At 72.0% G+C, this 18719-nt stretch carries 19 protein-coding genes; 12 read left to right on the top strand and 7 right to left on the bottom strand.

Going from position 1 to position 18719, the window contains the following annotated elements:
• Positions 1–39 precede the first annotated feature (39 nt).
• The 6 genes from AB0I51_RS41535 (at position 40) to AB0I51_RS41510 (ending at position 5774) form a co-directional block, all read left to right on the top strand.
• The gene (locus tag AB0I51_RS41535) at positions 40–1068 is read left to right on the top strand and encodes an ABC transporter substrate-binding protein (protein WP_362983574.1); all 1029 of its coding nucleotides are present in this window, start codon (positions 40–42) and stop codon (positions 1066–1068) included.
• Between the two features lie 80 nt (positions 1069–1148).
• A complete protein-coding gene (locus AB0I51_RS41530) occupies positions 1149–1886 on the top strand; it encodes a GNAT family N-acetyltransferase (RefSeq protein WP_362983573.1) in 738 nt (245 codons plus the stop codon).
• 17 nt (positions 1887–1903) lie between these two features.
• Positions 1904–2023 carry a putative leader peptide gene (locus AB0I51_RS41525; protein WP_362983572.1) on the top strand — a complete coding sequence of 40 codons (120 nt, stop codon included), beginning with the start codon at positions 1904–1906 and terminating at the stop codon, positions 2021–2023.
• A 76-nt stretch (positions 2024–2099) separates the two neighbouring features.
• On the top strand, positions 2100–3356 hold the full coding sequence (locus tag AB0I51_RS41520; RefSeq protein WP_362983571.1) for an LLM class flavin-dependent oxidoreductase: 1257 nt from the start codon (positions 2100–2102) through the stop codon (positions 3354–3356).
• Between the two features lie 19 nt (positions 3357–3375).
• Entirely contained in the window at positions 3376–4749 is a 1374-nt protein-coding gene (locus AB0I51_RS41515; RefSeq protein WP_362983570.1) for an NtaA/DmoA family FMN-dependent monooxygenase, read from the top strand.
• On the top strand, positions 4746–5774 hold the full coding sequence (locus AB0I51_RS41510) for an MsnO8 family LLM class oxidoreductase (protein WP_362983569.1): 1029 nt from the start codon (positions 4746–4748) through the stop codon (positions 5772–5774). Before AB0I51_RS41515 ends, AB0I51_RS41510 begins: the two co-directional genes overlap by 4 nt.
• Here the strand turns inward: AB0I51_RS41510 and AB0I51_RS41505 are convergent.
• Positions 5753–6127, bottom strand: coding sequence for a hypothetical protein (locus tag AB0I51_RS41505; RefSeq protein WP_362983568.1), 375 nt, complete (start codon positions 6125–6127; stop codon positions 5753–5755). The two genes, AB0I51_RS41510 and AB0I51_RS41505, sit on opposite strands and share 22 nt — an antisense overlap.
• Before the next feature lie 37 nt (positions 6128–6164).
• On the opposite strand from AB0I51_RS41505, the gene AB0I51_RS41500 reads away from it, so the two are divergent.
• On the top strand, positions 6165–6626 hold the full coding sequence (locus AB0I51_RS41500; protein WP_362983602.1) for a GNAT family N-acetyltransferase: 462 nt from the start codon (positions 6165–6167) through the stop codon (positions 6624–6626).
• On the opposite strand, the gene AB0I51_RS41495 is transcribed toward AB0I51_RS41500, so the two are convergent.
• Both AB0I51_RS41495 and AB0I51_RS41490 read right to left on the bottom strand, forming a co-directional pair.
• The gene (locus tag AB0I51_RS41495) at positions 6623–7162 is read right to left on the bottom strand and encodes a phosphotransferase (RefSeq protein WP_362983567.1); all 540 of its coding nucleotides are present in this window, start codon (positions 7160–7162) and stop codon (positions 6623–6625) included. The genes AB0I51_RS41500 and AB0I51_RS41495 overlap by 4 nt on opposite strands.
• Positions 7163–7573: an ABC transporter permease subunit gene (locus AB0I51_RS41490; RefSeq protein WP_362983601.1), complete on the bottom strand. Its 411-nt coding sequence runs from the start codon at positions 7571–7573 to the stop codon at positions 7163–7165. It lies immediately after the preceding gene.
• On the opposite strand from AB0I51_RS41490, the gene AB0I51_RS41485 reads away from it, so the two are divergent.
• Entirely contained in the window at positions 7518–8006 is a 489-nt protein-coding gene (locus AB0I51_RS41485) for a rhodanese-like domain-containing protein (protein ID WP_362983566.1), read from the top strand. The two genes, AB0I51_RS41490 and AB0I51_RS41485, sit on opposite strands and share 56 nt — an antisense overlap.
• 116 nt (positions 8007–8122) lie before the next feature.
• Here the strand turns inward: AB0I51_RS41485 and AB0I51_RS41480 are convergent, their stop codons facing one another.
• The gene (locus tag AB0I51_RS41480) at positions 8123–9220 is read right to left on the bottom strand and encodes a M12 family metallopeptidase (protein ID WP_362983565.1); all 1098 of its coding nucleotides are present in this window, start codon (positions 9218–9220) and stop codon (positions 8123–8125) included.
• Positions 9221–9317: 97 nt separating this feature from the next.
• Here AB0I51_RS41480 and AB0I51_RS41475 point away from each other — a divergent pair, with 97 nt between their 5' ends.
• Positions 9318–11195 (top strand): LuxR C-terminal-related transcriptional regulator, encoded by a 1878-nt coding sequence (locus tag AB0I51_RS41475; protein ID WP_362983564.1) that lies wholly within the window; start codon positions 9318–9320, stop codon positions 11193–11195.
• Positions 11196–11219: 24 nt separating this feature from the next.
• On the opposite strand, the gene AB0I51_RS41470 is transcribed toward AB0I51_RS41475, so the two are convergent.
• Entirely contained in the window at positions 11220–13823 is a 2604-nt protein-coding gene (locus tag AB0I51_RS41470) for a CHAT domain-containing tetratricopeptide repeat protein (RefSeq protein ID WP_362983563.1), read from the bottom strand.
• Between the two features lie 109 nt (positions 13824–13932).
• Between AB0I51_RS41470 and AB0I51_RS41465 the strand changes: the two genes are divergently transcribed.
• From AB0I51_RS41465 to AB0I51_RS41455, 3 genes are read left to right on the top strand one after another with little or no spacing between them, the layout of a single operon-like run.
• Positions 13933–15369 carry a S8/S53 family peptidase gene (locus AB0I51_RS41465; RefSeq protein ID WP_362983562.1) on the top strand — a complete coding sequence of 479 codons (1437 nt, stop codon included), beginning with the start codon at positions 13933–13935 and terminating at the stop codon, positions 15367–15369.
• Positions 15366–16004, top strand: a complete 639-nt coding sequence (locus tag AB0I51_RS41460; RefSeq protein WP_362983561.1) for a sigma-70 family RNA polymerase sigma factor — start codon at positions 15366–15368, stop codon at positions 16002–16004. Before AB0I51_RS41465 ends, AB0I51_RS41460 begins: the two co-directional genes overlap by 4 nt.
• Positions 16001–16552, top strand: coding sequence for a hypothetical protein (locus AB0I51_RS41455; protein WP_362983560.1), 552 nt, complete (start codon positions 16001–16003; stop codon positions 16550–16552). Before AB0I51_RS41460 ends, AB0I51_RS41455 begins: the two co-directional genes overlap by 4 nt.
• A gap of 54 nt (positions 16553–16606) precedes the next feature.
• Here the strand turns inward: AB0I51_RS41455 and AB0I51_RS41450 are convergent, their stop codons facing one another.
• Together AB0I51_RS41450 and AB0I51_RS41445 are read right to left on the bottom strand one after the other, a co-directional pair.
• Positions 16607–17833, bottom strand: a complete 1227-nt coding sequence (locus AB0I51_RS41450; RefSeq protein WP_362983559.1) for a cytochrome P450 — start codon at positions 17831–17833, stop codon at positions 16607–16609.
• Between the two features lie 57 nt (positions 17834–17890).
• Entirely contained in the window at positions 17891–18703 is an 813-nt protein-coding gene (locus tag AB0I51_RS41445) for an N-formylglutamate amidohydrolase (RefSeq protein ID WP_362983558.1), read from the bottom strand.
• Positions 18704–18719 lie beyond the last annotated feature (16 nt).

The following is an 18719-nucleotide window of genomic DNA, read 5'->3' as shown; positions in this document are numbered from 1 at the left end:
CACTTTCAACAGCCCCGAACACCGAGCCTAGGAACAGCCATGTCTACGCCCAGCCTTCGCAGCGGAATCACTCGCGGACTCACCGCGGGAACCGTCCTCGCTTCCCTCGCCGGTGGTCTCGCGGCCTGCGGCGGCGACAGTGACGCGGCCACCACGTCCGGCAACGCCGCCTCCGGCACGGTCACCGTGGGCGCCTTCTCCCTCGGCGCCGCCAAGGAGGCGACGCTCAAGGTCGCCGAAGTGAAGTCGATCAGCGCCGAGTTGCCCAAGGCGACAGCGAAGAGCGGCAAGCTGGAGGTCGGCGTCGGCTTCCTGCCCGCCGGCTCCCCGCCGCTCGGCTACGTCGGCTCGGACCAGAAGACCCTCACCGGTTCCGAGACCGACATCGCCCGCCTGGTCGCCGCCGTCCTCGGCCTCAAGCCCGAGCTGAAGAACTCCACTTGGGAGAACCTCTTCATCGGCCTGGACGGCGGCAAGGTCGACGTCGCCTTCTCCAACGTCACCGACACCGAGGAGCGCAAGGCGAAGTACGAGTTCGCCTCCTACCGCGAGGACAACCTCGGCTTCGCGGTGAAGGCCGACAACTCCTGGAACTTCGACGGCAATTACGAGAACCTCGCCGGCAAGACCGTCGCCGTCGGCGCCGGCACCAACCAGGAGCGGATCCTCCTGGAGTGGAAGAAGAAGCTGGCCGCCGAGGACAAGAAGGCGCTCACCGTCAAGTACTTCCAGGACAACAACAGCACCTACCTCGCGCTGGCCTCCGGGAAGATCGACGCCTATCTCGCCCCCAACCCCTCGGTCGCCTACCAGGTCTCCTCGACCAAGGGCACGGCCAAGGCGGTCCGCAACGCGGGCACCTACTCCGGCGCCGGATCCACCCTCCAGGGCCTGATCGCGGCCACCGCGAAGAAGAATAGCGGCCTCGCCAAGCCCCTCGCGGACGCCATCAACTACCTGATCAAGAACGGCCAGTACGCCAAGTGGCTGGCCGCCTGGAACCTCTCCAACGAGGCCGTCGCCAAGTCCGAGATCAACCCGCCCGGGCTGCCGAAGAGCGACTCCTGACCCACCCTTCCGGCAACGGGACCCCGCCACGCCCCGGCGGGGTCCCCGACCCGTGCGACCAGTACCGGAGCCGTCACCCGATGTCTTCCACCATCAGTCTCGAAACGACCACCTCCCACGTCCTGGACAACCCGGCCTGGGCAGCGCTCACCGGCCCGCACGCCCACCTCGCCGAACGCGTCGGCCGCGCCGCCCGCTACCCCGTCGACGTGGCCGGCTTCCACGCCACCACCGACAACGACGACCCGCGCGCCTGGGCCGACCTGGCCACGCTCATCGGCCCCGGCGGCACCGCCGCCGTGCGCGGAGTGAGCGAGGTCCCCGACGGCTGGGAGATCATCCGTTCCGGACAAGGTGTCCAGCTGGTGGACACCGGCCTGCGGGCCGAGCCCGACCCGGAGGCAGTCCGCCTCGGCACCCACGACGTGCCCGAGATCCTCGACCTGGTCGCCCGCACCGAACCAGGCCCCTACCTGCCTCGCACCGTCGAGATGGGCACCTACCTCGGCATCCGCCACGGAGGCAGGCTCGTCGCCCTGGCCGGCGAACGCCTCCACCCGCCCGGCTGGACCGAGATCAGCGCTGTGTGCACCGACCCCGACCACCGCGGCCGCGGCCTGGCCACCCGGCTGGTCCGCGCGGTCGCCGCCGGCATCAAGGCACGCGGCGACCACCCCTTCCTGCACGCCGCCGCCACCAACACCAACGCCATCCGGCTGTACGAGTCGATCGGCTTCACGCTGCGCGCCCGCACGGTCTTCTCGCTCGTACGGTTCACCGGCACGACTTCCGCCGCCGATCCGGAAGAAACGGCATAGCCGTGCGGTTGCCCCTGATGAAGCCGGAATCCGTGGAGGTGGGGCACATGTGTGGCGCCGCTGTCCTCCACGTGCGACTCACCACCCGACAGCACATAGACCTGCTGCGCGTGGCCGGCGCGCTCTGTCGCCCCTGACCCCGTTGCCCCAGCCGCCGTGCGCCCGTCTCCAAGGGCCGGCGATCTCGTACGGACCTCCAGGAAGGCACCACTCGTGTCATCGACCTCCCCTTCTCCTCTGCATCTCGCCGTCGCCCTCGACGGCACCGGCTGGCACCCCGCCTCCTGGCGCGAGCCGGTGGCCCGGCCCCGCGACCTCTTCACCGCCGCGCACTGGGCCGACCTGGTGGCCGAGGCCGAGCGCGGTCTGCTCGACTTCGTGACCTTCGAGGACGGCCTCGGCCTGCAGTCCTCGCTCCCCCAGTCTCGACTTCGCTCGACCGCGGGGACCCCCATCGGCGAACCGGACGGCCGCACCGACCAGGTCCGCGGCCGCCTCGACGCCGTACTGATCGCGGCCCGGATCGCACCGCTCACCAGCCACATAGGCCTGGTCCCGACGGTGGTGTCCACGCACACGGAGCCGTTCCACATATCCAAGGCGATCGCCACCCTCGACTACGTCAGCACCGGCCGCGCCGGTGTGCGGGTACAGCTCTCCGCCCGGCCGCACGAGGCCGACCACTTCGGACGCCGCACCTTCGAGCCGATCAGCCTGGAGAGTCTGCGGACCGAGGCCGGACAGCAGCGGCTCGCCGAGCACTTCGACGAGGCCGCCGACTACATCGAGGTCGTGCGCCGGCTCTGGGACAGCTGGGAGGACGACGCCGAGATCAGGGACGTCGCCACCGGCCGCTTCGTCGACCGCGACAAGCTCCACTACATCGACTTCGAGGGGCGCCACTTCAGCGTCAAGGGCCCCTCCATCACACCCCGGCCGCCGCAGGGCCAGCCGATCGTCAGCTCCCTGGCCCACCGGACCGTCCCGTACCGGCTGGTGGCCCGTGCCACCGACATCGGCTACGTCACCCCGCACGACACGGACGAAGCGCGGGCGATCGTCGCGGAGATCCGCGCCGAACAGCAGGCCGCCGGACGCGCCGACGAACCGCTGCACATCTTCGGCGACCTCGTGGTCTTCCTCGACGACGACGAGGCCACGGCGGTCGCCCGCCGCGAGCGCCTCGACGCCCTCGCGGGAGAGCCGTACACCAGCGACGCCCGGTTCTTCGCCGGTACGCCCGCCCAACTCGCCGATCTCCTGCAGGAGTTGCAGTCGGCGGGGCTGACCGGCTTCCGGCTGCGGCCCGCCGTCGCCGGACACGACCTGCCGGCGATCACCCAGGGGCTGGTCCCCGAACTCCAGCGCCGGAACGCCTTCCGCCGCGCCTACGAGGCCGACACCCTGCGCGGCCTGCTGGGGCTCGCCCGCCCCGCCAACCGCTACGCCGCCGCCGCGGCCACCGCCTGAGCCCGGAGGACCGTACGACATGAGCAAGCCCCTGAAGCAGATCCACCTGGCCGCCCACTTCCCCGGTGTCAACAACACCACCGTGTGGAGCGACCCCGCGGCCGGCAGCCACATCGAGTTCAGCTCCTTCGCGCACTTCGCACGGACCGCCGAACGCGCCAAGTTCGACTTCCTCTTCCTCGCCGAGGGCCTGCGCCTGCGCGAACAGGGCGGCAAGATCTACGACTTGGATGTGGTCGGCCGCCCCGACACCTTCACGGTCCTCGCCGCGCTCGCCGCCGTCACCGAACACCTCGGCCTCACCGGCACCATCAACTCCACCTTCAACGAGCCCTACGAGGTGGCCCGCCAGTTCGCCAGTCTCGACCATCTCTCCGACGGCCGCGCGGCCTGGAACGTGGTCACCTCCTGGGACGCGTTCACCGGTGAGAACTTCCGCCGTGGCGGCTTCCTGCCGCAGGAGGAGCGCTACTCCCGGGCCAAGGAGTTCCTCGCCACCACTCAGGAACTCTTCGACTCCTGGCACGGCGACGAGATCGTCGCCGACCAGGCCACCGGCACCTTCCTGCGCGACGCCAAGGCCGGAGCCTTCGTTCACCAGGGTCAACACTTCGACATCCACGGCCAGTTCAACGTCCCGCGCTCCCCGCAGGGCCGCCCGGTGATCTTCCAGGCGGGCGACTCCGACGAGGGCCGCGAGTTCGCCGCATCCAGCGCCGACGCCATCTTCAGCCGGTACAGCACTCTTACCGAGGGCCAGGCCTTCTACACCGACGTCAAGTCTCGCCTCGCCAAGTACGGCCGCAGGTCCGACCAGTTGCTGATCCTCCCGGCCGCGACCTTCGTGCTCGGTGACACGGACGCCGAGGCCGAGGATCTCGCGAAGGAAGTGCGCCGCCAGCAGGTCAGCGGTGCCACGGCCATCAAGCACCTGGAGTTCGTCTGGAACCGGGACCTTTCCTCCTACGACCCGGACGGCCCGCTCCCCGACATCGACCCGGACGTCAGCGACAACCACATCTCCAAGGGCCGCGCCCAAGTACGCATGTACCGCGACCCGTTGGCCACCGCCCGCGAGTGGCGTGAGCGGGCCGCCGCCAACAACTGGTCCATCCGCGACCTGGTCATCGAGACCGGCAACCGTCAGGCCTTCATCGGCTCCCCGTCCACCGTCGCGAAGACCATCAACGACTTCGTGCAGGCCGACGCCGGCGACGGCTTCATCCTCGTCCCGCACATCACCCCGACCGGACTCGACCCCTTCGCCGACAAGGTCGTCCCGCTGCTCCAGGAACAGGGCGTCTTCCGTACCGAGTACGAGGGCCCGACCCTCCGCGACCACCTAGGCCTCGCCCACCCCGACGAGGTGCGCGAGGAACGGGCGGCGTCGTGAGGTTCCTCGCGATCACGCTCATCGTCCACCGCCCCGACCCGATCACGGGCATCCAGAAGCCGACCCACGAGCGTTTCCGCGAGGTCCTCGAAAACGCCGTGCTGGCCGAGGAGTTGGGACTTGACGGCTTCGGTGTGGGGGAGCGGCACGAGCGGCCCTTCATCTCTTCCTCGCCGACCGTCGTCCTCAGCCACATCGCCGCGCTCACCCGCAGCATCCGCCTCTTCACGGCGGTCACCCTACTGAGCCTCCTCGACCCGGTCCGGGCCTACGAGGACTATGCGACGCTGGACCATCTCTCCGGCGGACGCCTGGACCTGATCATCGGCAAGGGCAACGGCACGGCCCAGCGCAAGCTGCTCCTGCTGCCCAAGGCCGAGTCCCAGGAGTACGGCGAGCAGATCGACGACGTCCTCGCTCTGCCGGCCGGCACCTACCGCTCTCCGGAGGGCGTCGAGGCGCACGTCGTGCCGGGCGAGGGCGCCGACGTGGAGCTGTGGATCCTGGGCAGCAGCGGGGGCACCGGCGCGGAGGTCGCGGGCCGCAACGGCCGCCGCTTCGCGGCGAATCACCACGTCAGCCCCGTCGGCGTCCTTGAGGCGGCGGACGGTTACCGCGCCGCCTTTCAGCCCTCCGACGTCCTCGACAAGCCGTACGTCAGCGTCTCCGCCGACGTCGTCGTCGCCGATGACGACGAGACCGCCGGCGAACTCGCCACCGGCTACGGCCTGTGGGTGCGCTCCATCCGCACGGCGGAGGGCGCGATCAAGTTCCCGACCCCTGAAGAGGCCCGCGCCCACATCTGGACCGACGAGGACCGTGAGCTGGTCCAGGACCGCGTCGACACCCAGTTGGTCGGCTCACCCGGCCGAGTCGCCGACCAACTGGAACAACTCCAAGAGGCCGTCGGCGCGGACGAGTTGCTCATCACCACGATCACCCACGACCATGCGGACCGCGTGCGCTCGTACGAGCTCCTCGCGCGGGAATGGCGCCGCCGGGGTCACTCCTCCCAGTCGAGCTGATGCTCCGGGGTCCCCACCGAGCGCCCGTACGCGACCGCTTCGGCGCGGCCGGCTTCGTCGCCGCGCCGATAGCGGAACACCTTCCTCGCGAAGACGACCACCCGCTCGTCTCCGACGGTGAAGTCCGCGTACCAGCCATGAGTCGGCTCCAAAGCGGCGGCGAGCGCCTCCGCGATCGGACCCGAGGCGCTGTCGTCGTCGGTCTCCCACTCGACGAACGTCCAGGCGGCGGGCTGTCCGGCCGTGGCACTCGCCGAGTTGTCGACCCGCTCCACCTTCCGGATGCGCAGTCCATCCGGCGCGAACGCAGCACCGGGGCGCAGGCTCTCACCGAGAACGTAACCCGTGATCATGACCCATCTCCTTCTCGACTCCGAACGGCCGTCTGCCATGATCGATGCCATGGCCGTCCGTATCGAACCCGCCGATGTCACCGACCTCCACCAGGTCCTGGAGGACCACGCACGCTACTGGGGAGAGCGTGACCTCCGCGCGCTTCATCTGACCGCGCTGGTGCAGGAGTTCGGGTCCACCTGTCTGGTTGCCCGCGCCGACGACGGCATCCGTGGATACCTCTTCGGGTTCGTCACGCCCGGCCACACCGGATACGTGCACCTGATCGCGACGCGGGACGACGCCCGCGGCACCGGTCTCGGCCGCAGCCTGTACACGGCGTTCATCGAGGCCGCCGGACGGCAGGGCGCGGTCCGCCTCAAGGCCATCACCTCGGTCACCAACGAGGGTTCGATCGCCTTCCACCGAACCCTCGGGTTCGACGCGCGTGTGGTCGACGACTACGACGGGGCGGGGCGACCCCGTGTCGTCTTCACCCGTGAACTGGCGCCCCGCTAGCGCCGCACAGGTCCAGCAGACGCCGTCCGCCCTCCCCGGCGAACCACTCCGCGTGGCCCACGTAGTACTCGTACGCCAGCCGGGTGTTCTCCGCCGATCGAGTCACGCCGTGGAAGTAGCCCAGCTCGGAGAGCGCGAACTAGGCGTGGACCAGGGGGAGTAGCGCGGGGAGCCCCTTCGACTCGGTGGGGCTGAGCGGGCGTAACGGACCGGTAGCCGTCCAGGAGCGCGAGCGCGTCCTCCTCGCGGACCGGGAAGCCGGGCTGGAGCCACTGGACCGTGTTGCGTTCGATGGCGGTGGCCAGGTCGTGCACGGCCGTAGTGCGGTCGCTCATGCCGAAGTCGAGGGCCGTCGCGACCGAACCGTCCTCGTTCCAGGGGAGGTTGGAGGCGTGCCAGTCGTTGTGGGTCCAGAGCGGGGTGAGGCCCGGGAGGTGCGGGGCCAGTTCCTCGTGGAGTGGGAGCAGGATCCGCCGGGTGTCCTCGCGCCACGGGAAGTCCGCCAGCCCCTTTGCCAGTTGGGGGCGCTCCTGCACCTAGCGCTGCAGCTCCGTCACCGCGACCGCCGCGAACACCAGGTCCGTGCGGAACGCGCTCTTCTGTGCCTGCATGTAGATGCCGAGGCCCGCCGCCGCGCCCGCGCACTCGGCGAAGACGGCGTCTACGACGGCGTAGGTGATGCTCACGCGCAGTCCGGCGAAGAAGTACGGCATCGCGCCCGGCACCCGGACCAGCCGGTACGTCCGCCACCGGCCCGCGCCGAGCGAGCGCAGCAGCCGCATCGCCTCGCGGTCCGTCGCCGAGAAGCCCGCCGCGAGGTTGGCGGCCAGCGGGAAGAACGTCGTCAGCGTCACCACCAGCACCTTCGGCTGCAGTCCGAAGCCGAACCAGATGATCAGCAGCGGTGCCACGGCCACGATCGGGATGGGCTGCGAGGCGACGAGCAGCGGGTACAGGCCCCGGCTGGCGGCGGAGGAGAAGCCGAGGAGGACGGCGACCAGCCAGGCCGCCGCGAACGACAGCGCGAAGCCGAGCAGCGTCTCCTGGAGTGTGGGCAGCGTCTGGTCCCACAGGTCCTGGCGGTTCAGCCAGCCCCGCTACAGCCGTCGCGGACACATCCCCGGCAGCCGCAGTCTCCCGGGACGCGGTCCGCTGGACGGCACCGGACGCATACTTCCCGAACCCGAACTCGCCGCCAGGATCGGAGCAGTTCTCGACAGCGACGACTCGCCGGTCGTCCTGTACTGCGGCGGAGGGATCTCGGCCGCGGGCGCCGCACTCGCGCTCACCCTGCTCGGCCGAACGGACATTTCCGTGTACGACGGTTCGCCGGAGGAGTGGTCCGAGGACCCTGCCCGGCCCCCGGAGTCGGGCGGCTGAAAAACAGTGGCGTGGCCGGGGCTCGTATCCCTCCCCCGAAGGTTACGAGCCCCGGCCGCTTCCCCCGGCGCCGGACCGCGTGGTCCGTCCGTCCGTGTGCGGCTGTACACGTGCTGTTACCAGCACATCACCGCGGTGTCCCCCGACCCCCACGTGGAGTACAGGCGCACACGGACGAAGTATCGGCGGCCCTTGACGAGCCTGACCTTGAGCGTTGCGTTGTGCGGGGTGCCCCCGTCGTCCTGACCGGCGAGGAAGCGTGGTTCGCCGTCCCGTTCCTCGAAGACCACCAAGACCGTGTCGCTGTCCCCGAAGGCGCCGACGGCGTACTCGCGCGTCTGGGCCGGCTCGATCGTGAAGTCGGCCTGCTCGCCCGGCCCCAACCGCAGCGGCGCCGAGCGGAACGGCACCAGCTCGGCCGGCCGGGGAGAGCCGGCGGGCGGGTACCAGCGCAGCACGAACTCCTTGTCCGAGGAGGAGAGGCCGCCGTGCGGGTGCAGACCCTTGCGGTATTCCTCCGGCTCCAGGACCAGGCCCGACGCGAACGGGTACTCCATGATCGACTGCGGGTCCCAGACGGAGCCGTTGACCTCGTCGGGGTCCAGCCTGCGCAGGATGTTGAACAGCGTCCTGTCCCGGCTCCAGAAGTTCGGCGGGCCCGCCAACTCGGCGTACACGGCCTCGTCGTCCCAGTGGATCCCGGCTAACGGACTCTGGTGTTCGTGCAGCATGCCCAGGGCGTGCCCGATCTCGTGCAGCGCCGTGCCACGCTGTCCGGGCGCGGTCAGATCCCAGCCGAAGTTCATCGTGCGGTCGCCCAGGCCGACCGTGAGCGCGTCGCGCCCCACCGCCGACCAGGAGCCGTCACCGGCCTGGAACCCGATGCGCAGCTCCGCCTCCGACCGGTCGGTCACCTCGGCGAAGCCGACACCGATGCCGAGCCCCTGCCACTCACGGAAGCACTCGCGTACGACGTCCTGCTGCTCCTTGGCACCGGCCCACGGCACTCGCCGCAGCTCGCCGGTCCCGGGCACCGGGATGACGGAGGTGTCGGCGGCGGCGGAGTTGTCGGCGTCGAAGAAGTAGTAGTGCAGGACCGTGCCGTTGACCCACATGCGGCTTCCGCCGATGAGCGCACCGCGCCGCTCCGCGGCCAGTCCCGGTCCGAACTCCGGGGCCGGCTGCTGCGTGAGGGAGCAGTAGCGAGCGGTCATGCGACCAGAGTGCCGTTGACCGTACCCGGGCGCCTGAGTCGAGGGCTACTCAAGTCACCCTGTATCAGGCGTGAGTAGCCCGACTCATATCTGCGTGATGACTTTCGAACAGGACGCGAAGACCCTTGAACTGCCCTGGCCGTTCACCGGCCGGGAGGACGAACTCGAACTGATCCGCAGGTCGTTGACGGCAGGACGGCACGGCATCGTGGTCACCGGCCCGGCCGGCCGGGGCAAGACCCGGCTGGTCACCGAGGCAGTGCGGGGCGGCGACTGCGCCCGGATCACCGGGACGCCCGAGACCCGCATGCTGCCCTTCGCCGCGTTCGCCCACCTGCTGCCCGAGAGCGTCTCCCTGCACCGAGCGGTCCAACTCCTGTCCGGCACCCGGCTGTTGCTCGTCGACGATGCCCACCTCCTCGACGACTCCTCGGCCGCCCTCGTCCACCAGCTCGCCGTCCACGGCCGGACCCGTCTGATCGTCGTGGTGGCCGACGGCGAACCGGTACCCGGTGCGGTCTCCCGCCTGTGGACGGGCGAACTGCTGCCGCGCCTAGCGCTGGAGCCGCTGCCCCGCGAGGAGATCGCCCGGTTGCTGGCGGCGGGCGCGGGCGGCCCGCTGGAACCCCTCACCGTGAAGCGCCTCCACCACCTCTGCCAAGGCGATCTGCGGCTGCTGCGCGACCTGTTCGGCGCGGTGCGCGAGCGCGGGCTGCTGACCCGGGCCACGGACACCGACGAGTGGACGTGGCGCGGCCCGGTGCCGGTCACTGCGACGGTCCGCGAACGCACCGCGCAGGTCCTCGCCCGCGCCGGCCTCGACGAGCGCGAGAGCCTCGAACGCCTGGCCTTCGCCGAGCCGTTGGCGTCCTCCCTGGACGACTTCGACCTCGACATCCTGGAACGACTGGAGGCCGAGGACCTGATCCGCGTCGACGACCGGGGCGCCGTCCACCTCACCCACCCCCTGCACGGCCCCGCGCTGCGCGCCGCCGCCGGCCGGCTCCGGGCCCGCCGCCTGGCCCGCACCCCCGACCAGTGCGTCCCGGCCCTCGCGGCCGAACGGGCCGCGCTCACCGACCGCATCGACCGGACCGACGTACGGCCGCTGCCGACGCCGGTGGGGGAGTGGCTGGTGGCCGAGGGAGCGCCGGTACCGGCCGGGTACGCGGCCGTCCGCGCCCGGTTCGCGAGGCTGCGCGGCGAACTGCGCGAGGCCGCGGCCTGGGCGCGGGAGGGGCTGCGGGAGACCCCGGCGGACCGCGCCTGCGGGACCGAACTCGCCCTGGCCGCCGCCCAGTCGGGCGATGTGCCGGACACCGGCGAGACCTTGGCCCACCGCCCCGCGAGCGGCTGGCTGGCAGCGGCCAGGGGCGATGTGGAGACGGCCCGTGAGACCGTGGCCGAGGCGCTGACGCCGGACCGGCGCGGGGGTGCCGCCGAGGAGGGCAGGCCCGCCGCGTACGCCCTCTACGACGCCGTACGCCTCGGCGCTCCCGAACAGGTCGCGGGCCGGCTGGCCCGGCTGCCCGGCGACGGACCGGCCGTGCTCGCCCGGCACGCCGAGGCACTGGTCGACGGCGACGGGCCCGCGCTGGACCGGGTGGCGGGGGAGCTGGAGCAGCGCGGGTTCCTGCTGTTCGCGGCCGAGGCGCACGCACAGGCCGTACGGGCGCACCGTGACCCGCGCGCCGCCCGCATGTCCCGCACCCGCGCGGTCGCACTGGCCCGCCGCTGCCAGGGCGCCCGCACCCCGGCACTGTCCGGGCTGGTGCTCGGTGAACTCACCGCCCGCCAGCGGCAGATCGTCACCCTCGCCGCCGCGGGCCTCAGCAACCGGCAGATCGCCGAGCGCCTCACCCTGTCGGTCCGTACCGTCGGCAACCACCTCTACAGCGCCTACGCCCGCCTCGGCGCGAGCGACCGCGGCGCGCTGCCCTGGCTGGTGGAACTGCCGACGGCGCAGTCGGCGTGACCGATGCCCCGGCGGGTCTGCCGGTCACGCCGCTCCGAACGCCGTGAACGCCCACCCCGTCGCCTGGTGCATCGCGTCCCCCGGCAGCGCGGCCCGGGCGTCGCGCAGGGCCTCTGCCAGGGAGAGGCCCGCGCTGAGGCCCTTGTGCAGGGCGAGCATCAGCGGGACCACGGCGGCGTCGCTGACCGGGGCGCTGCTCGCCACCACTCCCGCCGTGCCCAGCGGGAGCAACGCCGTTACCAGGCCGAGGAGTTCGTCCGCGCCCACCGGGGCGAGGCGGGCGGTGTCGCAACTGGAGAGGATGATCCGGTAAGGGCTGCGGGCCAGGCGTTCGAAGTCGTGGACGATGAGCGGGCCGTCGGCCATGCGAAGGGACGAGAACAGGGGGCTGTCCGCGCGGAACGTGCCGTGCGCGGCGATATGGGCCAGCGTCGCGCCGTCCAACTCGGCCAGTACTCGGGGGACTTCGGCATCGTCGTGCTCCAGGACCGTGGGCCTGCCGTAGCGGTCGGCCAGGTCCGGGACTTCCGCGCCGCCGGTCGCCAGGCCGGGCCCGCGCACCAGGACATGCCGTCCGCCGGGCGGTGGCCGGGTGTCCAGGGCACGCAGCCAACTGCCCGCCGACGGCGACACACTGAGCACCCGCTCGCGCAGAGAGGGCAGCAACGTCCAGGGAACGCGGTGGAGTCGGCCCGGCGGGACCACCACCACCGGCCCGGAGCCCAGGTGCCCGGCCGCCTCACCCAGGAGCAGTTCCTCCAGCCGCCGGCCCGCCGCCTCCACCACCGGCAGCCGGGCCTCCGCCCCGGGATGCGCCAGCCGCCGCAGCCCCGCCTGCACATGTTCCGCCTCGGCCATCGCCTCCGAGAGCAGGCCCGCCGCAAACCGCCGGACCCGTCCCTGGCCGCACAGCAGGGCGTGCACCCGCCCGTCGACCACGGCGAGTTCCACCAGCCGCCCCTCACCGAGCCGTGCCAGCAGCCGGGTCGGATCGAAGCGTTCGCCGTCGCCGGGGGCGTTGCCGCGCATGTGGAGGGTGCGGGAGCGGATCTCCCGTTCCAGGCGCCGCTGTTCGCGTTCCAGGGCCGGTACTGGGTGGCCCTCCATCCGAGCCTCCTCCGCGCGGGCGGCGATCTCACGGAAAGCCGTCAGACCGCTGAGCAGGGCGGGGTCGGCGGGTGGCCGGGCGGGCGGGGTGGACAGCGCGGTCGCCCGCCACCGCTCGCTCCACACCAACAGCCGTCGCGGACCACCGGAGTCGAGGCTCGCGCGTTGGGCGAGTGCGGCCAGTTCGGCGCCCTGCGCGGTGGCCCGGGCCCGCAACTCCGAGGCGCCCAGGGTCGTACGGTGGTCGTCCAGGACGTCGAGCCCGCGCCGGCAGGCCTTCAGCACCCCGCGTCCCGACCCGGCGGCCTCGGCACGCAGCGCCTGCGCCGCCCAGCCGGTCATCCGGGCCAGCGGCGGCCCGCCGCGTCTGCTGCGGGCGGCCACCGCCAAGTGCCGTTCCGCGTCCGCCGTCCAGCCCAGCGCCAGCGCGATCCGGCCCGCGAGCAGAGCGGCCTCCGGCGCCGACGGGGAGCCGAACGCGGCCAGCCGGCCGGCCACCGCGGCGGCGTCCGCGACCAGCCGGCCCGACGCCCGCCCGGCCGCCAACCTCGCCTCGATCAGCACCAGTTGGGCATGCGTCTGCCACCAGGTGCGGCGCTGCGCGGCGAACAGCCGTACCGCCACGGCCGCGCGCGCGATCGCCGTGGGCGGATCGTCCGCGAGCCGCGCCGCCCGGGCGGCCACGAGCAGCAGCTCCGCCTTGCGGGTGGACTGCCCGCCGATGCCGTCCAGCAGCCCGACCGCCGTGTCCGCCTGGGCCAGCGCCTCCGCGGCCAGGCCGGCGCTCAGCAGCACCTCGCAGCGGCGGATGGTGAGCATGAACGTCGGGGTGGTCAGCTTGGCGTACATCTCCTCGGCCTCGTCGAGGAGCCGGAGCGCGACCGGGATGTCGCCCGACCGGAACGCGGCCAGGCCCCTGCTCTCCACCGCGTCGGCCTTGTCGTGCTCCTGGCCGGTGGTCTCCCACAATCGCTCGGCCGCCGTGAAGTCGGCGTCCGCCCGGTCCACCGCGCCGAGCGCCAGATGCACCGTCGCGCGCAGGGTCAGCGCCCGCGCCGTCCAGATCACGTCGTCCGTCTGCCGCAGCACGGGGATCGCCCGCCGTACGTCGTCCAGCGCCTCCTTGTGCCGGCCCAGCACCCACCAGACGTAGGCCCGCAGGAACAGAACGCGCGCCCTGGATTGTCTGCTGCCGCGGGCGATGCCCCGCTCGAAGGCCGCCAGGCCCTGCCGCGTGCGGCCCGCGTGCACCAGGGCCACCCCGAGCGTGCCGAGGACGTCCGCCTCCCGGTCCGCCGACTCGGCGCGCGCCGCCAGGTCGCGGGCCCGCCGCAGATGCTTCAGAGCGAGCCGGAGATCGCCGAAGTCCCGCTGCCAGATACCGATCACATGGTGGGCCACGGAGGCCTGGAACGGCGTCGGATCGCCGTCGAGGACCTCGCGCGCACCGGCCAGCGCCTCGCTCGGAGCCGCGAACACCATCGGCAGCAGTTCGAGAACCGGGTCGCCATCCGCTGTCACTCCTCGGATGGTAGTGGCCCCAGGTGCACACCACACGCGTTTGGCGCTGTATCAAGTAACGGCCCGCGGGCTCTGATTGACGACCGCCGCCCCAGTGGGAGGACACGCCATGGCACCACAGCGATTCCACGAGCAGTTCGACCAGATCCAGCGCTCGATGCCCGACATCCCCCTCGCGATGGGGCCCGACGACTCCGCCGAGTTCTTCTACGAGAAGGGCGTCGTGCTAGCCCGCGACGGCGAGGAGGCCCGCCTCGTCGAAGAGACCGTACGCACCCACTTCACCGAGGCCACCGGCCTCACCGCCGACTCCGTCCGCCGGGCCGGACCCGAGACCAACCGGTCCGGGATCACCCGCATCCAGGTCGGCGACCCCACCCACGGCGACCGGCGCGGCGACCGCGCCGTCGCCAACGCGCTGCGCGCCCTGCGCGAGCCGGAGGGCCGCGCGGGCCGCCGACTGGTCAGCCGCAACCACGTCGTGTCGATCGCCGTGAACGCCTGTCCCGGCGACGAACCCGTGCCCGCCCCGCTCACCCAGGGCGCCAACCCCGCGCCCGCGGAAGCCGGTTACGACCCGGACACCGCCGTCGACGTCCTCGTCATCGACACCGGACTCATGCACGACTACCGCTCCTACCCGCTGCTGGCACACGTCCAGGGCGATCCGCAGATCAAGGAGACCGACGCGGCGGGAGTGCTCCAACAGTACGTAGGACACGGCACGTTCATCGCCGGGCTCGTCGCGGCCGTCTCGCCCAACACCGAGGTGACCGTCCGCAACACCCTCAACGACGCGGGCGCCATCCTCGAATCCGACTTCGGCGAGGCCCTGTTCGCCGCCGTCGACCAGAACGGCTGGCCCGACGTCATCAGCCTCTCCGCCGGCACCACCAACGGCCGCACCGACGGCCTCCTCGGCGTCGAGGGCTTCATGCAGGCCCTGCGCGGACAGCGCACCCTGCTCGTCGCCGCGGCCGGCAACAACGCCAGCGCGACCCCCTTCTGGCCCGCCGCCTACGCCGACCTGCCCGACTACCGGGACGTCGTCCTCTCGGTCGGCGCACTGCGCGGCGACGGCGAGCACGGCGCCTGCTTCAGCAACCACGGCGCCTGGGTGAAGGCCTACGCCCCCGGTGAGCGGCTCGTCGGCCCCCTCACCGGCTTCGACGCACCCACGCCGTACACCTACCAGCACAGCACCTACGACGCCTGCCGGTTCGGCTTCACCTACTCCTGCACCTGCCAATACCCCACCCACACCGGGGTGTTGAGCCAACAGGGCGACAACTCGGCCGGAAAGCCCGACCAGGTGATGTTCGAGGGGTTCGCGCACTGGAGCGGGACCTCGTTCGCCACCCCCGTCGCCGCCGCGCTGGTCGCCGCCCACATGACCGCGAACAAGGAGAGCGACGCGCGCGCAGCCCGCACCCAACTCCTCGCGGCCAACACCGAGTACGCCGAAGTACGCGGGGCGCATGTACCGGCGCTGCGCCCGCCCACCTGGCGCCCGGTCCCCGTCGTGCCGCTCTCCGCTCCGGCATGAGGGCCGGAACCCTCCCCTCCACGGCGTACGATGACATGCCGTACACGAGGGGTGGCACCGTGGAACGTGCAGAAGTCGGCGCGCTCGTCCGGTCGGCGGTCGACGGCGACGCGGCGGCCTGGAAGGCGCTCGTGGAGGGGCTCAGCCCACTGGTCTGGTCAGTGGTGCGCGCCCATCGGCTCTCCGACGCCGACGCCGGCGAGGTGTACCAGACCGTGTGGTTCCGCTTCGCCCAGCACCTGGGCCGGATCCGGGAACCCGACAAGGCGGGCTCCTGGCTGGCGAGCACCGCGCGCAACGAGTGCCTCAAGGTGATCAAGGGACTGCGGCGGCTCATGCCCACGGACGATCCCCAACTCCTCGACCGTGTCAGCGAGGAGCGCACCCCCGAGCAGTCGGTCCTCGACTCGGAGGAGGCGGCCTCCGAGGCCGAGCGCATCCGCAGGCTGTGGCAGGAGTTCGCCGCACTGGGCGAACGCTGCAGGCAGTTGCTGCGCGTCCTGATGGCCTCACCGCCACCCAGCTACCAGGAGGTGTCCGCCGGTCTGGGCATCGCCGTGGGCAGTATCGGACCCATGCGCCAGCGCTGTCTGCGCCGCCTGAGGGCCCGACTGGACGCCGGGGAGGCGCTGTGAACGGCATGTACGGCGACGGTCCGGGCGCGTTCGACGCCTTCGGCCAGGACCCCTTCGACGACGACGAGTTCGACGACCGGCAGGGCGAACAGGAAGACGAGGGCTCGGAGTTCGACGAGGCACTCCTGGAGGAGGAGCTGCGCCAGGCGGCCGCCATCCTGGACCCGGTCCCCGCCGAACTGCGCCAAGTCGCCATGGACGCCTACGCGTTGTACGACATGGACGCCCGGCTCGCGGAGCTGACCTTCGACTCCCTTGTCGACGCCATCCCGGTCCGGGGTGTCACGGACATACCCCGCATGCTGACGTTCACGGCGGGCGAGCTCAGCGTCGACGTGGAGGTCACGAGCGAGGGCCTGATGGGTCAGGTGATGCCGCCCCAGCCGGCCGGCATCGAGGTCCTGAACGGCTTGCAGGCACTGCGCCCCGCCACCCTCACGGCCGACTCCATGGGCCGTTTCACCAGCGACGTACCCCCGGCCGGTCCCTTCGCGCTACGGCTGCGGACCGGCGGGGAGGTGGTCGTCACGGAGTGGCTGCGGGCGTGACCGCCGGTGCGCGAGGAAGGAGAGCGGGACACCCCTTCCTCGCGCATCAACGCGCTACCAGGTCACCGGCAGCGTCTGCGGCCCCCGGATCATCGTCTTCCGGCGCCAGACGATCTCCTCGGCGGTAACGGCCAGTCGAAGCCCGGGCAACCGGTCCAGCAGGGTGTCGACGAGGAGTTCGGTCTGCAGCCGGGCCAGCACGGCACCGGTGCAGTAGTGCGGGCCGTTGCCCAGGGCCAGATGCGGGTTGGGATCGCGGTCGACGTCGATGCGGTCCGGGTCCGGGAAGACGGCCGGGTCGCGGTTGGCGGCGAGATAGGAGACGTAGACCGGGTCGCCCGCGCTGATCCGCTGGCCGTGCAACTCGACGTCCTCCAGGGCGATCCGGGCCAGTCCGACGGAGGCGCGGTGCGGGATGTAGCGGAGGAGTTCGTCCAACGCGGCCTCCCGGCACTCCGGTTGACCCCGCAGGCGCTCCAGCAGCTCGGGACGGGTGAGCATCAGGTACAGCATCTGGCCGCAGTTGTGGGTGACCGCCTCCCCGCCGATCTGCAGCGGGCCCGCGAGGCCCACCGCTTCCGGCTCGCTGATGTCGCCCCGGGCCACGGCGGTGCCCAGCAGCGAGTACACATCGGTGCCGTCGCTGTCGGCACGGGCGCGGATGGTGTCGGTGATCCACGTGTACATGCCGTTCTTGGCCCGGTCGGCGGCCTCGGCGCCGCCGGACGTGGAGATGATCTGCCGGGTCCAGGCGTGCACCTGCTCCCGGTTCTCCTCGGGTACGCCCATGACCTCGCTGACCACCGCGAGCGGGAACGGCTCCAGGACCCGCTCGATCAGATCCGCCGGCGGTCCGTCCGCCACGACCCCGTCCACCAGCGAGTCGAGCAGCGCCTGCGCCCGGGGCCGCAGCCGCTTCATCGCGCCGACCGTGAACGCGCCCGCGACCGGCTTGCGCAGCCGGTTGTGGTCCGGCTGGTCGGCGAACGCCAGAGACCCCGGGCGGGGCTTGAAGTGCGGTGCCATGCGCGTCACTTGACGGGTCGTCACCTCCGCGCGGCCGAACCGCGGATCATTGGTGATCATCTTCACGTCGTCGTAGCGGGTGGCCAGCCACGCCCAGCCCTCACCGTGCGGCAGCCGGATCCGGTTCAGCGGTCCCTCGCGCATCAGCTCCGCGAGCACCGGGTCGAAGTCGGTCCCGGTCAGATCGATCGGGGGCCAGTCCCGCACGGGCGGCTGCGGGGCCTGGCTGGTCAGCGTGGTGGTCTCCTCGGTCATGCGTCCACCCTCGTACGCCCTCGCCCGCCTGTCCTGCGGGAGTGCTCCAGCCGGAGGTCAGTCCGAGACGGCGGCGATGAGCGCCGCCAGCGCCGTGGCGAGCCGCGCGACCGCGGTCCCGTCGGGCGACCCCCCGGGCTCCGTCATGTACGTGTCCCGGCGCAGCTCCACCATCAGCGCTCCTACGGCAGGCTCCTTGCCGTAGAACTCCAGCGGGACGTAGGTCCCGATGAAGGGGCTGTTGACGCCGATCTCCCCGCACCCCGCGAACGCCTCGCGCGCCGCCGCCTGCAGTGCGGGCGGGGTGTGGAAGGTGTCTGTGCCCAGGCAGACGGGCGGCCGGGGGCCGGTGCCGTGCAGTTCGTAGGGGAGCGGGGCGGTGGGGTAGGAGTGCAGGTCGACGACGACGGCGCGGCCGGTCGCGGCCAGCCGGTCGGCGACCGCCTCCGTCATCGCCCGGGCGTACGGGCGGAAGTAGCGGTCGATCAGCGGCCCGGGATCGTGCTCGGCGGGCCGCAGCTCGGCGCGGTGCGTGGTGCGGGTGTAGACCGCGCCCATGCCCACGGCGAGCATCTCCTCCCGCTCGTCCGGGAACCGCTCCGGATCGACGACCAGCCGGGACATCCGGTTCACGAACCGCCATGGGGCGAGGGCGCACGCGCGTGCCGCCTCCTCGGCGATCCGGGCCGTGTGGCTGTCGGTGATGTGGTCCAGCTCGCGTGCCAGCGCCGGGTCGTCCAGCACGATGTCCGCGCGGACGTCGGCCGGTATCTCCCGTGCGGAATGCGGGACATGGAGGATCACGGGCGAGCCGGCGGCGCCGGGCAGCAGCTCGAAGGAGGGACCGGAGGACGGCGCGGAGGGGGTCACGGGCGGCTCCCGGAGG

It is taken from the genome of Streptomyces sp. NPDC050549 (assembly GCF_040655035.1).
Lineage (GTDB): Bacteria > Actinomycetota > Actinomycetes > Streptomycetales > Streptomycetaceae > Streptomyces.
This window is presented reverse-complemented; position numbering and strand designations above follow the sequence as displayed.

What these genes read in the sequence shown, in the direction of transcription:
- AB0I51_RS41475 (WP_362983564.1), top strand. Translation starts at nt 9,318, where the DNA reads ATGACTTTCGAACAGGACGCGAAGACCCTTGAACTGCCCTGGCCGTTC.
- AB0I51_RS41535 (WP_362983574.1), top strand. Translation starts at nt 40, where the DNA reads ATGTCTACGCCCAGCCTTCGCAGCGGAATCACTCGCGGACTCACCGCG.
- AB0I51_RS41460 (WP_362983561.1), top strand. Translation starts at nt 15,366, where the DNA reads ATGAGGGCCGGAACCCTCCCCTCCACGGCGTACGATGACATGCCGTAC.
- AB0I51_RS41515 (WP_362983570.1), top strand. Translation starts at nt 3,376, where the DNA reads ATGAGCAAGCCCCTGAAGCAGATCCACCTGGCCGCCCACTTCCCCGGT.
- AB0I51_RS41480 (WP_362983565.1), bottom strand. Translation starts at nt 9,220, where the DNA reads ATGACCGCTCGCTACTGCTCCCTCACGCAGCAGCCGGCCCCGGAGTTC.
- AB0I51_RS41530 (WP_362983573.1), top strand. Translation starts at nt 1,149, where the DNA reads ATGTCTTCCACCATCAGTCTCGAAACGACCACCTCCCACGTCCTGGAC.
- AB0I51_RS41450 (WP_362983559.1), bottom strand. Translation starts at nt 17,833, where the DNA reads ATGACCGAGGAGACCACCACGCTGACCAGCCAGGCCCCGCAGCCGCCC.
- AB0I51_RS41505 (WP_362983568.1), bottom strand. Translation starts at nt 6,127, where the DNA reads ATGATCACGGGTTACGTTCTCGGTGAGAGCCTGCGCCCCGGTGCTGCG.
- AB0I51_RS41500 (WP_362983602.1), top strand. Translation starts at nt 6,165, where the DNA reads ATGATCGATGCCATGGCCGTCCGTATCGAACCCGCCGATGTCACCGAC.
- AB0I51_RS41485 (WP_362983566.1), top strand. Translation starts at nt 7,518, where the DNA reads ATGATCAGCAGCGGTGCCACGGCCACGATCGGGATGGGCTGCGAGGCG.
- AB0I51_RS41465 (WP_362983562.1), top strand. Translation starts at nt 13,933, where the DNA reads ATGGCACCACAGCGATTCCACGAGCAGTTCGACCAGATCCAGCGCTCG.
- AB0I51_RS41525 (WP_362983572.1), top strand. Translation starts at nt 1,904, where the DNA reads ATGAAGCCGGAATCCGTGGAGGTGGGGCACATGTGTGGCGCCGCTGTC.